Source organism: Flavobacterium sp. ACAM 123 (genome assembly GCF_000264055.1).
Lineage (GTDB): Bacteria > Bacteroidota > Bacteroidia > Flavobacteriales > Flavobacteriaceae > Flavobacterium.
Map to the genome: position 1 here is coordinate 24,702 of NZ_AJXL01000032.1, position 12,372 is coordinate 37,073.

The following is a 12,372-nucleotide window of genomic DNA, read 5'->3' on the forward strand; positions in this document are numbered from 1 at the left end:
CTGTAGATTATAGCTGCCCATTAAGAGAAATTATTTTTTGCTGTAATTGATTTAACAAAACCTGATAACGGCTAATTTCCATCAGCTCCTCATCTTCTTCTGAATGGTCCAATAAATCGTCCAGATCATCGCTGACTTCCACTAATTTATTATTCGCCTCTTTTGCATTTTTACTTGCAATTAAATCAATTATTTCCTGAACACTTTTGTTCAATTCGATGAATTTATTGTTTTCCATTATTTGTTGAATTAGTTATTTGTTGAATTTTCAAAGTCATGAAATTTTTTCATAATTTGCTTTAATTTTTCCTTTCGAAGAATTTCTGCGTTTTTAATTCTATCCTGTTCTTTATGCAACTTATTGTTATGCTTTCTGATATTTTTTTCATTATTCCTGCTCATAATAGTTCGTTTTTCAATTTGTTTCTAAAAAAGAGCTCCTTCACGAAGAAGTACCCTTGCTAAATCACCATAATAAATAAAATCGCTTTAATCGTAAACAGACTATTTATGGCGCAGACACTTTTAGCAAAGTTCGGCATTTTAATTTAAAACAATAGTACACTCCGGTTGCTAAATAGAAGCGACATACCGAGTGTTTTATTAAAAAGACGCAAGGCTTAACTCTAAATTGATTCATTCCTCTTAAAGAAGTAAATTATACTGTCTTAATTGAAGTGCATATCCGTTCATAAAAAAGAATCATCATAGTGTAGCGCATTATAATAGTTTTTAAACCAACAATTCACTGCGAATTATAATCGTTCATTACTTTAATAAAAATCGATAAAATTACGGTAACCCGTAATTTTATAAGTACGTTTCAATTTTTGATAGTAGTAAGATTGCCCAAATCTATGACACAGCGTGAATGAAATTTGAAAATATCAGATTAAAATTGTTCAGTTGATTTTCAACAAAACATAAAACAACCGGCTTTTTTACGTTCCTATTATTGAGCATTATTGTCGGATTTATTGGGTATCAGCAATACCAAATAGGTAAAGACGATGATCAAGGTGCAATGAGCAATACGCTCGAAATAATCCATCAAGGCATAGAACAATCTCTTAGAAATTCTTGTATACTAACGCTCACGCTCGCTCTTACGATAAATGACAAGAAAATACCTAAAGATTTTGATACTATTAGCTAGAAATTATTGCAATCGAACCAAACCATTTCTGCGCTTCAATTGGTCCCCAAAGGAGTAATACGACAATTATACTCCATGAAAGGCAACGAGAATGCAATGGGATTAAACATTTTAAAGACGGTAGGCCTAAGAAAAGAAGCCTTAAAATATATTGATAATCGTCACATGTATTTTGCAGATCATTTAAAGCTACAGCAGAGTGGCGCTGGAGTTTTTGGCTGTCTTCCTGTATTCCAAGATAATGAGTTTTGGAGATTTTCAGTTGTAATCTTTAAATTAGAAGATTTATTAAAATCGTTAGGTACGTATACCATAGGCCGCTCTAAATAATACTTCCAGTTTCCAAAGATTAATACTACCACTAAAGAAAAGGTTTCCTATCTTCCAAAAAAAATAAGTACTCCAATAATTATCGTGTCTCGCTACTTACACCCGATAGTGATTGGGAGTTACACCTTACCTCCAAAAATCAAAACTATTTATATGCCCGAATTTAGGTGCCAAGCATTTTTGGTTTGCTTTTAGCTGGATTATTTGGTTTTTTGATAGCCTTAATTCTGAAAAAGCCATCGGAATTAGAACTTTTATTGGAAAAACAAGCGGCTAATCTTTCAGATTATGAAATAAAATTTAAATCTATTTTAACTAGGCTGCCGTGGGGATGTCCTATATTAATTCCTGCAGTAATTACTTTTTAGAGATGAACAAAAATTAGAATCAATTATTAGACTATTCAGCACAAGAATTACAAAATAAAACTTTTCAATCTGTAACGCATGCCGCCGATTTAAACGAAGATTTATCAAATCGAGAAAAACTAAAGCGAGTAACGATTAGATAGTATTCCATGGAAAATCGATATATCACAAAGTCCGGAAAAATTATCTGGACTACTCTTACCGTTTCTCCCCTTTGGATTATAAATGAATACCTTTCAACTCACATTGCAATTGTTAAAGATATTTTATTGAAAAAAAGTCTGAAGAATTACTTAAAAAAAGTGAAAGACGTTTTAAAAGCTTATTTGATGACTCCCCCATCCAACTATGGGAAAAATATTATTCGGCAGTGCGGACATATTTGTCTGATTTAAAACTCATCGGAAAGAATCCAGAAACAATTTCGTCTTACTCAGTTCAATATCCTGAAGTGGTAAAGAGTTCTTTCGCATTGGTTAAAATTATGATATCAATAATCAGTGCGCCATTCAGTTTGCCCCAAAACGAAGTCCGAAATCCTAAATGACTTGTCGATACTATTTAAGGAACAATCCGTACCTTCTTTTCTAAAAAATATTGAGGCGATCTGCATGGACCATAGTGAGTTTGAAATGGATGCTAAAATTAAAAATCCAATTGGAAACATTAGGGACATCCATTTTATGTATCTGGTGGTGAATGAGTATTCTCTTGACCGAATAATCATCTCAACGGAAGATATTACAGAACGCAAAGCGGATGAAAATGTAATTTTTTTTTCGCAAAAAAAAATTGAATCACTGATCAGTACGGTTTATGGAATTGTCTGGAAATGTGATATAAAAACTTTTTACTTTTCATTTATCAGTGGAAAAGTAGAAAAAATACTAGAGTACACTACAAAAGAATGTTTGGCTAGCGAGACTTTTTGGATAGATCATATTTACCCACAGGATCAGGAAGTCACCAATAATTATTGCACTTTACATACCAACCAAAATTTAAAGTATGACTCTGAATATCGCTTCGTTACCAAGAACAGAACAATTGTAAGGCTGAGGAATATCGTGAGTATTGTATTTGACAATGATAAGGCCATAGGTTTACGAGGTATCATGATCGATTTTACCAAAAACAAAGAAGCGTAAAATAATTTAAAAAAAATCTTTAACCTAATTAAAGAATAAAAGACTTTTGAATTTCTCTTACATTGTTTCGCATAACTTAAGATCACATACCTGCAATATTGCATCCATCATGACCTTAATTCAAACCTCCGCTTCTGAGCAAGAAAGAAATGAGATGTTACTACTGTTGAAAACGGTTTCTAATTCATTAGATGGAACGATACCGCATCTCAATGAGGTTATAAATATTAGAAATAATATTGGTTTAGTGTCAGAATCTTTATCCTTAAATCAATATATCACAACAGTAAAAGATGTACTTTCTGAATAAATAATCGCAAAAAAATGTGATTGTTAAAAACGAGGTTCCAGAGGACGTAGTAATCAATTACAACCCCGCTTATTTAGAGAGTATTTTATTTAACATCGTCTACAGCTTTATCCGATAAGGTCATCTGGACAGGAAACTTATTATTATTCTTAAATGGGTAATTTAAGATGAAATGAAAGTACTCCAAATTTCAGACAATGGAGTTGGTATTGATCTTGTAAAAATTGCTGACAAAATTTTTGGGATGAGAAAAACATTCAGCAATAATCTGGAATAAAGAAGGAATAGGCTTATTCATTACAAAAAACCAGATTGACGCCAAGAACGGCAATCTTACGTTACATAGCACACCAAACATAGGAATCACATTTAAAATCTATATTCGATCATAAAAAAGAGTTTATGGGTGATAAATGATGATCAAATTATCGTTAATAAAATCATTCAAAAAACCAATATATTTTCTACTGTTTCGTCCTTCTATAAAAAAAAAGGGAATAAAAGCTTTGATTTATGCGATAGAAAACAAGGAACCACTTCCGGAAATTCTCCTTTTAGACATCAATATGCCAGTTATGGATGGACGAGACTTCATGGAACAAATGGACTTGCTGCGATCGATAAAAATTAAAAGCATTAACATCTATAATGCTAGCTCATCTATCGCTGTTGAAGACAAGAATAAATCAAAAAAATATCCAGCAATTTTAGGCTATTTATCTAAACCCATTACCACGCACGATATCGAATTGATTACATCCAAAGATTAGAAAGTCAACCGTACGGCTGCTACGCCAGCAATTAAATTAATGTTCTCTTGATTTCTTCCAAGGTTTTATTAGTAAAAATCAATTGTTCGATAATTTTTTTTCGCAAAGCATACAAATCATTGTAATCATAATACTTAGCCCATGATGTCAAATTGAGCAAATTTCTTATTTGCTTGATTTTTTTAGTGGTTTCAAAACTCGTACGAAGTATTTCTTTACCGTCGTAATCAGGATTGTTTTTATGCTGGTAATTAACAGTATTATTGAGATAGTTCATTTCTAAATAATATAATTCATCTATTACATTATCTGGATAAAAGTGGGTCCAGTGCGCAAAACCTACTTTAGTTTTCGAGCCAGATTCGTTTTGCATAGGTGCTAACCTCCATTTACTGTTAGCTAATCTTCCCCAATGATTTGAAACCCGATACATCCCCAATTTAGTGTAATAATAGCTACTACCCGACTTACTTTCATATTGCACCGTTAATCCTTCAAGACTATTTAATGGAAGCTCCTCAAACACACAGAAGGTATTCTTGAAAGATTTGGAACTTGGACGAAATATTTTTTGCATTGTACAAAGGTAATCAGAAAGTCTAAAATGCAGTACCGAGAACAAAATTTTTGTTTAACTTTGCCAATTAGAATTTTATAAATTAAATTGATTATGACAAAGGCTTCACAAGAAAAAATGTTGCAAAAAGGGGTTTATACGGGGATAATGGAAAAAGATGAAAACAACAATTTCTTTTGTGGTGCATATCTTTTAGATTATAAAATGGCAATTTCTAACCATACGCTCGGCGATTATATTACAATTAAGTCCATAATAGAAAACCCCAGCGATATCAGCTACAACAAGTATCCTAAAAAGTCTAAGAATTTCGACAAAGCAAACAACAAACCGCAACAATAATAGTAATTCAGGGCCTCTTTTATGCCAAATCAAAATTAGTATGATCTATTTTTTGGGAAAATTTTTTAGTCTCAAACTAAAAAATTAAAAAAAAGTGTACCTTTGCAAAAAATTTGTCGATTCTGAAACCAAATTATATTGATTTTATATTAAAAGACAAGTAGTTATCATATTTATGAAAAAAATAGTTGAATACCGCAAACTGCTAAATGTAGACAAAACTGCAGAGCTTAAAGATTTAAAAACCATCTATCGTAATTCTATGAAGGAATGTCATCCTGATAAATTTCAAGGGGATGAAGCTGGATTGAAAGCGGCTGAAGAAAAAAGTAAACAAGTAATTGAGGCCTACCATTTCTTGGTAAGTATCAATCCTGAGACTACAAAGTTGAACCTACCTGAATATACAGAGACAACTACAACCGCAACAATTACAGATTATAAATTCGTCGAAGGAAGATTAATTATCAATTTTTCAAATGGTAGCGTTTATGAGTATATCAGTGTACCTAAAGCAACTTATGTGAAAATGGTAAATGCAGCTTCTCCTGGAAGATTCGCAAAGAGACATATTCTTAATTCTTTTACTTGGAGAAAAACATTGAACCAAGACTAAACTTTTAGAACTAAAAAATAATAAAGCACTTTTAAAGGGTGCTTTTTTTATATACTTCATTTTTAGTTTATTCTCGTTTTAGCACACTATTAAGACTATTTAAAAATAAATCGTAAATTTTAGTATATTAAACTTGTTTTTAGTACTTTGCAGTCCCTAAAATTAACAATAGCTTTTTATGATAACTAATGCCTACGAGCGATATAAAGCACAATATAAAAAGGCTAAAGAAACGCTGGACCTTTTAGAAGTAAAAAAAACAGAAATTAACTTCGGTTTAGAAACAGATTCCATTAATGCTGCTTTACATAAAGAGCTAAGAACGGTAAATCTAGAAATCAAAATTACTTTAAATGAATTAGAACAAGTCGAATCTAACATGCAGGCTTGTGAGATACAATTTAAATCTACTTAAAAACAACCATCACTTTAATCAAATAAAAGAAGAGTCCTCTCAAACTTTTTAAAAATGAGAGTCGACTACTTCAGATCATCAGCCCAGTTTAAATGGTTTGGTTTTTTTACAATCAATACATACTACTATCTCAAATTAGTGATAATTAAAGTATTAGACTCAAAATTACAATTTGATGCGCGCGAGAAACGCATCATGGAATAACCCACTACCACGCAGGGGGCTTGCCGAGGTAATACAGCGTGAAAAATGATATTATCGTAGTTATTTTAACAACTACACTTTATTATTTGGTACTTCAAATACTAAAAAAATAACAAAAATTTAGGCTATAAAATCATTTATACTTTGATAATTTTAAATACTTTTGCACACTTAACTAAACTAATTAATAATGAAAAAAATAATTTTATTCCTTTCTGCTGCAGTTGTTCTAATTTCTTGCAACAAAGTTGGAAAAGGCGAATTCCTTATCACCGGTACGGCAACTGGTATCGAAAATGGTAAAACAATAATCTTAGAAACCCAAGACGCTGCTACTGGGGCGATTACTGCTTTAGATACTGTAAAAGTAGAAAACGGCAAATTTGAAATCAAAGGAAAAGTTACTGAACCTGCTTTCCATACAATACAGTTAGAATCAGCGGCAGGAAAAGAACCTTACACTAAAATTCCTTTTATTTTAGAAACTGGAGAGATCACTATCGCTATCAATAAAGACAGTATTCAAAAATCTAAAGTTTCTGGCACGTACAGCAACGATGAGTATGTTAAGTTCAATGAGGAAATTAAAGTAGTTCAGAAGAAACTAATGGATTTCCAAACTCAAAACATGGAAGCAATGAACGCAGCACAACAAACAAAAGATACTGCTGCAATCAATAACTTGATGAAAGGATATTCAGAAATTCAAGCTGAAGTTGGTGCTGCAACAAAGACAAAATATACGACTTATGCTGAATCACATCCTAAATCATACATTAGTGTTTTAATTGTACAAGGAATGGTTAACGATCCAAGTGCTGACATTAAAAAAACAGAAACGATTTTTAACGGTTTAGAAGAGTCGTTAAAAAGCACTAAAGCGGGAATCGCGGTCAAAACAAAACTTACTGAAATGAATACTCCTGCTGTTCGTGCTACTGCTGCCCCAGTTGGAGACGCCAACTGAACTTCAAATTTTTCTGCACCTAATCCTGAAGGGAAAGTCACTTCTCTTAAGGAAAGTTTAGGAAAAGTAACAATTGTAGATTTCTGGGCATCATGGTGTGCCCCTTGTCGAAGAGAAAATCCAAATGTTGTTGCAATCTATAAAGACTTACACTCGAAAGGCCTTAATATTATTGGTGTTTCATTAGATAAGGATGCTACTAAATGGAAAGAAGCCATCGCAAAAGATAAATTAACTTGGACTCAAGTTTCTAATTTAAAATTTTGGGATGAGCCAATTGCGGCTCAATATGGAGTCCAAGCAATTCCGGCTACTTTTATACTTGATGCTTCGGGTAAAATAGTGGCAAGAGATTTAAGAGGTGATGAACTTAGAGCAAAAATTATCGAGCTATTGGCTAAATAATCAATTTTAAAGATCAAAATAAGAAAATCTCCCTAGCGGAGATTTTTTTATTTTATTCAATACCAATACGTTAAAAATAATAGTAAAATTTAGTTCAAATATAGTTTGGAAACTTCAAAACAGTTTCTATATTTGCACCCAGTTAGCACGATAAGCACTGCTTATTGAGTCTTGGGGAGATACTCAAGCGGCCAACGAGGGCAGACTGTAAATCTGCTGTGTAAACTTCGTAGGTTCGAATCCTACTCTCCCCACTAAATCGTCACAAGTAATTGTGGCGATTTTTTTTATTACAAAAAAACTAAATAAAAAGCAGGTTCTCCCTCAGTTTTGGCGCTGCTCTCCCCACTAAGTTACCGCAAGTAATTGTAGTACTTTCTTTATTGTAAAGTACGAATGAAAATAGAGGGCTCGCCCGAAGCTTTTTAACAACTTGACCCACTAAATCGCTGGAAACATTTGCAGCGGTTTTTTATTCTACAAAACGAAAAAAAAAGCAGGCAATCCTAGCTTTTACTTTATAGAATAAATTAAAAGTAGCTTCGTCCTTATCGCTGTGACTATTTCCCACAATACCATTACGAACGACTACAGTAATTTTATATAAACACATAGTTTGCCTTAGCACCTGTTCTACTTCCATAAGCCTTAAAATAACACCAAATAATTTGACAAAAAAAAGCCCCGCAACTTACTGAAAGTGGCGGGACCTTTAACTATTATTTATTCTGATTTTATTCCAATATAAAACTCACACTCACATTTGCGGTTATCGTGATTTCACCTGCGGCCAGTGTTTCTCTTGTTGCAGCGCTCTCCTCCATCGCCATTGTCTTCATTGCATAAACGGGCTGTGGTTGATAGTTCTGTGAGTTATCTGAAATAGTAATGGCGTTGCCTACTTTTTGCCCTAAAACCGATACATAGTCTTCTGCTTTGAGTTTAGCGTCCTTCATCGCTAATTTTCTAGCTTCTGATTGGTATTGTGCCAATTTCGAAGACTGAAAAACCACATTATCAATTCTGTTGACTCCTTCATTCACCAAACCTTCCATCAATGTGTCATATTGCGATAAATCTCTCAATAGAATCTCAACGGTTTGGATAGCGTTATACGTTGTCTTCTTCTTTTCATAATCAAAATTCGGATTTAATGAAACTCGCTGCGTTCTGTAATCAGCCGGCGCCAAATTCATTTTTTTTATGATTTTTAGTACTGCTTCCATTTGTTGGTCGTTTTGCTTTTTTACATCTTTAGCATTATTCCCTTTTGTCTCCACAGTGGTAGTGATAGTGGCTTGATCCGGAACAACTTTTAATTTTCCCTCCCCTACAATACTTATTTGAGGAACTTGCTTAGTTTCTTGTGCATATGATAGTGTCATAAACAATACGGATACTATTAATAGTGCTTTTTTCATTTTGATCTGTTTTAAATAATTTATAAGGTTCCTAATCTCCAAAAGTTGTGCCACTATAGTTTCCCCATTTTTGCCATCACAAAAAGAATAATTATGGGAACGGTAAGTAACACGACCATAAAAGTATGGTCAATCACTAATTGCGGATTAGATATCAGCGTAATCACATATCCCCCAATAGCACCTCCAAAATGTGCGGTATGCCCTATGTTGTCGTTCTTAGCTCTCATTCCGTAAATAGAATATAGCAAATAGAGAATCCCAAAAAGATAGGCTGGCATAGGAATTATAAAAAAGATGCCCAACATCATGTCCGGTTGTAGTAATATTGCCGAATATAAAACACCCGTAACAGCCCCAGAGGCTCCTACCGCTCTGTAATTATAATCGTCTTTATGGAACAATATGGTCAATAAACTTCCACAGACCAAACTCCCAAAATAAACGATCACAAACGACAAACTACCCAAATATCCAATCACCACTGGCGCAAAAAAGAAAAGTGTAATCATATTGAAGGCCAGATGCGCGATGTCAGCATGAAGAAAGCCAGAGGATATAAGTCTTATTTGTTCACCAGCGCGAACACTACCCATATGGAATTCATATTTTCTAAAAAAAGATTGGTCATTAAAGCCTTTGAAGCTAATTAGTGCATTTACAATAATTATTGCAATTAAAATGGTATTCATAAAATCTGTTTATCGTGAGTTGCAAAGATACTAATTCTCACAGACTCGATTAGTACCTCATCAATATATCTAAACATTCATTTTTGACCTATCTTTGCAAGAAAAAAGTACTGCATGCAACTTCTCGTTTTTATCATCGCTTACCCTTTTCTTTGGATTATTTCCATTCTCCCATTTCGCATTTTTTATTGGCTTTCAGATGGCGTTTATTTCTTAGTTTATTACATTAGCGGCTATCGAAAAAAAGTAGTTCGAGCAAATTTAGCTCTAGCACTACCTCATCTAAGCGATAAAGAAAGAATAGTAATTGAGAAAAAATCATACCACCACCTTTGTGATATGTTTATGGAAATGATAAAAACCATGACCATATCGTCAGAAGAAATGAACAAAAGATTTGTAATCACAAATATCGACTTGTTAAAAGATTACGAACAAAAAGAAAGAAGTATTATGCTTTTAGCCTCCCACTATGCAAGCTGGGAGTGGTTGCTTGCACTTAATCAAAAAATAGGTTACCAAGGAGTAGGCGTCTATAAAAAATTAAGTAATAAATATTTTGATAAACTCATTAGAGATATTCGATCAAAATACAATACCGAACTAGTTACCACCAGCAAAACGATTCCATACATTGCCCATAACCAAAAAGAGGGGATTCTTTCTATATATGGTTTGGCCAGTGATCAATCCCCGAAAGCAGGTCGTATTTTTCATTGGAAGTCCTTTATGGGTGTCGAAGTTCCAGCGCATACCGGCCCGGAAATGTTGGCAAAAAGATATGACCTTAATGTTATTTTCGCAAAAGTAAAAAAACTAAAAAGAGGCTACTATGAAGCTACCCTAGTTCCTATAAGCGATGACCCCAGGTCGGTTCTGGATTTTGGAATTACCGATGCTTTTATTCAGGAAGTGGAAAAACAAATCCATGAAGCTCCAGAATATTATTTCTGGACTCATAAAAGATGGAAACACAGACGATAAGAAGGCCGCTGTAATTTTAGTTTTAATTAACTGTCGGTGCAAAAATATTTGACTAATTTTGAGGCTAATGCAAAACAAAATGAAGTTAAAAATCAACAATAGATTTAGCACAGAATTACCCGCAGACCCTGATAAAACGAATATTACGCGTCAAGTAAAAAATGCTTGTTTTTCCTATGTTACGCCTCAAATTCCTGCCAATCCCAAATTAATACATTTTTCAGAAGAAGTGGCAGCAATGCTTGGCATTGCTAATGAAGACGCGCAATCTTCTGAATTCACAAACGTATTTTCAGGAAAAGAACTGCTACCAGGTTCCCGTCCTTACTCGATGAGCTATGCCGGACATCAGTTTGGTAATTGGGCTGGGCAATTAGGAGATGGAAGAGCCATTATTCTTGCCGAAGTAGAACAAAAAGAACAATTTTATACCTTACAACTAAAAGGAGCTGGCATGACGCCTTACTCCCGCAGAGCAGATGGTCTTGCCGTATTACGTTCTTCCATAAGAGAGCATTTATGCAGCGAAGCCATGTATCACTTGGGTGTTCCCACTACCAGATCCTTATCTTTAATTAGTACTGGCGACGAAGTATTGCGTGACGTAATGTATGATGGAAACCCAGCCTATGAAAAAGGCGCCGTGGTTTGTAGAGTAGCGCCATCGTTTATTCGTTTTGGAAATTTCGAACTTTTTTCCTCTCAAAAGGATTTGAAAACATTAAAAATGCTTGCTGATTTTACGATTAAATATCATTTCCCACAAATCAAAGGAAACACCTCAGCCAATTATGTTCAACTTCTACAAGCCGTTGCAGACGAGACCCGTGAATTGATTCTGCATTGGCAGCGTGTAGGTTTCGTACATGGCGTAATGAATACGGATAACATGTCCATTTTAGGACTTACTATAGATTACGGACCGTATGGATGGTTAGAAGATTACAACCCCAATTGGACCCCTAATACAACGGATCGTGAAAATCGCAGGTATCGTTTTGGTAATCAAGCCGAAATAGGACTTTGGAACCTGTATCACTTGGCAAACGCCCTCTATCCTCTGATTGGGGAAGCAGCTCCCTTAGAATCGATATTAGAGCAGTACCAAATGAAGTATCAGGAAGCGTATTTAAATATGATGCGACATAAATTAGGTTTAATTACTTTAAAAGAAGAGGACAACCAGCTTATTCATATCCTGACCGAAAACTTGCAACTGACCGAAACGGATATGACTATTTTCTTTAGGAAATTAAGCGAAATCAAGAAATCAGCATCCGTTGAGGAGGCTTTTGAACTAATTAAGGAATCCTTCTACAGAATAGAAGAAGTCGTCGACAAAACAGAAGCTGCTTGGATGTATTGGTTTACCCAATATTTAGATAAACTACAACAGGAATCACTATCGGACGCCGATCGTAAAGCAGCGATGGATAAAGTGAATCCTAAGTATGTATTGCGAAATTACATGTCACAATTAGCCATTGAAGCGGCTGAAAAAGAGGATTATTCGCTAATCGAAGAACTACATCTGCTTTTGAAAAATCCTTACCAAGATCAAAACGAATACCAAAAATGGTTTGCCAAAAGACCAGATTGGGCTAGAGAAAAAATTGGAAGTTCCATGCTGTCCTGCAGTTCTTAAAATGAATTTAGTGTCAACTAAA

At 34.1% G+C, this 12,372-nt stretch carries 15 protein-coding genes, 1 tRNA gene and 1 pseudogene; 13 read left to right on the forward strand and 4 right to left on the reverse strand.

Annotation, left to right across the window (positions count from 1 at the left end; translation table 11 throughout):
* Window positions 1-7 precede the first annotated feature (7 nt).
* Window positions 8-238, reverse strand: a complete 231-nt coding sequence (locus tag A3SG_RS0107850) for a hypothetical protein (RefSeq protein WP_016989487.1) — start codon at window positions 236-238, stop codon at window positions 8-10.
* Window positions 239-955: 717 nt separating this feature from the next.
* Between A3SG_RS0107850 and A3SG_RS0107860 the strand changes: the two genes are divergently transcribed.
* From A3SG_RS0107860 to A3SG_RS19395, 5 genes are all read left to right on the forward strand, one after another.
* Window positions 956-1,156, forward strand: a complete 201-nt coding sequence (locus tag A3SG_RS0107860; protein ID WP_016989489.1) for a hypothetical protein — start codon at window positions 956-958, stop codon at window positions 1,154-1,156.
* 39 nt (window positions 1,157-1,195) lie between these two features.
* A complete protein-coding gene (locus A3SG_RS0107865; protein WP_255347696.1) occupies window positions 1,196-1,486 on the forward strand; it encodes a CHASE domain-containing protein in 291 nt (96 codons plus the stop codon).
* Between the two features lie 916 nt (window positions 1,487-2,402).
* Window positions 2,403-3,002 (forward strand): PAS domain-containing protein, encoded by a 600-nt coding sequence (locus tag A3SG_RS0107875; protein WP_157485366.1) that lies wholly within the window; start codon window positions 2,403-2,405, stop codon window positions 3,000-3,002.
* Window positions 3,003-3,111: 109 nt separating this feature from the next.
* On the forward strand, window positions 3,112-3,312 hold the full coding sequence (locus A3SG_RS0107880; RefSeq protein ID WP_016989493.1) for a hypothetical protein: 201 nt from the start codon (window positions 3,112-3,114) through the stop codon (window positions 3,310-3,312).
* A 413-nt stretch (window positions 3,313-3,725) separates the two neighbouring features.
* On the forward strand, window positions 3,726-4,082 hold the full coding sequence (locus A3SG_RS19395; RefSeq protein ID WP_157485368.1) for a response regulator: 357 nt from the start codon (window positions 3,726-3,728) through the stop codon (window positions 4,080-4,082).
* Between the two features lie 31 nt (window positions 4,083-4,113).
* Here the strand turns inward: A3SG_RS19395 and A3SG_RS0107895 are convergent, their stop codons facing one another.
* Window positions 4,114-4,659: a hypothetical protein gene (locus tag A3SG_RS0107895; RefSeq protein WP_016989496.1), complete on the reverse strand. Its 546-nt coding sequence runs from the start codon at window positions 4,657-4,659 to the stop codon at window positions 4,114-4,116.
* Window positions 4,660-4,752: 93 nt separating this feature from the next.
* Here A3SG_RS0107895 and A3SG_RS0107900 point away from each other — a divergent pair, with 93 nt between their 5' ends.
* The 6 genes and pseudogenes from A3SG_RS0107900 to A3SG_RS0107920 all read left to right on the forward strand — a co-directional run bounded on the left by A3SG_RS0107900 (window position 4,753) and on the right by A3SG_RS0107920 (window position 7,862).
* Window positions 4,753-5,001, forward strand: a complete 249-nt coding sequence (locus A3SG_RS0107900) for a hypothetical protein (RefSeq protein ID WP_016989497.1) — start codon at window positions 4,753-4,755, stop codon at window positions 4,999-5,001.
* 175 nt (window positions 5,002-5,176) lie between these two features.
* Complete coding sequence (locus A3SG_RS0107905) at window positions 5,177-5,617, forward strand: KTSC domain-containing protein (RefSeq protein WP_016989498.1); 441 nt, start codon at window positions 5,177-5,179, stop codon at window positions 5,615-5,617.
* 178 nt (window positions 5,618-5,795) lie between these two features.
* On the forward strand, window positions 5,796-6,032 hold the full coding sequence (locus A3SG_RS0107910; RefSeq protein ID WP_016989499.1) for a hypothetical protein: 237 nt from the start codon (window positions 5,796-5,798) through the stop codon (window positions 6,030-6,032).
* Between the two features lie 394 nt (window positions 6,033-6,426).
* Window positions 6,427-7,203 (forward strand): DUF4369 domain-containing protein, encoded by a 777-nt coding sequence (locus A3SG_RS0107915; protein WP_016989500.1) that lies wholly within the window; start codon window positions 6,427-6,429, stop codon window positions 7,201-7,203.
* Between the two features lie 18 nt (window positions 7,204-7,221).
* Window positions 7,222-7,608 (forward strand): annotated as a pseudogene (locus A3SG_RS23110) (TlpA family protein disulfide reductase); the annotation flags it as partial.
* Window positions 7,609-7,781: 173 nt separating this feature from the next.
* Window positions 7,782-7,862: transfer RNA gene (locus A3SG_RS0107920), tRNA-Tyr, on the forward strand.
* 480 nt (window positions 7,863-8,342) lie between these two features.
* Here A3SG_RS0107920 and A3SG_RS0107930 read toward each other — a convergent pair.
* Together A3SG_RS0107930 and A3SG_RS0107935 are read right to left on the reverse strand one after the other, a co-directional pair.
* Window positions 8,343-9,029, reverse strand: a complete 687-nt coding sequence (locus A3SG_RS0107930) for an SIMPL domain-containing protein (RefSeq protein ID WP_029596679.1) — start codon at window positions 9,027-9,029, stop codon at window positions 8,343-8,345.
* Between the two features lie 53 nt (window positions 9,030-9,082).
* Window positions 9,083-9,721, reverse strand: coding sequence for a rhomboid family intramembrane serine protease (locus tag A3SG_RS0107935; RefSeq protein WP_016989503.1), 639 nt, complete (start codon window positions 9,719-9,721; stop codon window positions 9,083-9,085).
* A gap of 114 nt (window positions 9,722-9,835) precedes the next feature.
* Between A3SG_RS0107935 and A3SG_RS0107940 the strand changes: the two genes are divergently transcribed.
* A complete protein-coding gene (locus A3SG_RS0107940; RefSeq protein ID WP_016989504.1) occupies window positions 9,836-10,705 on the forward strand; it encodes a lysophospholipid acyltransferase family protein in 870 nt (289 codons plus the stop codon).
* A gap of 79 nt (window positions 10,706-10,784) precedes the next feature.
* Window positions 10,785-12,350 carry a protein adenylyltransferase SelO gene (locus A3SG_RS0107945; protein ID WP_029596680.1) on the forward strand — a complete coding sequence of 522 codons (1,566 nt, stop codon included), beginning with the start codon at window positions 10,785-10,787 and terminating at the stop codon, window positions 12,348-12,350.
* The last annotated feature ends 22 nt before the right edge of the window (window positions 12,351-12,372 follow it).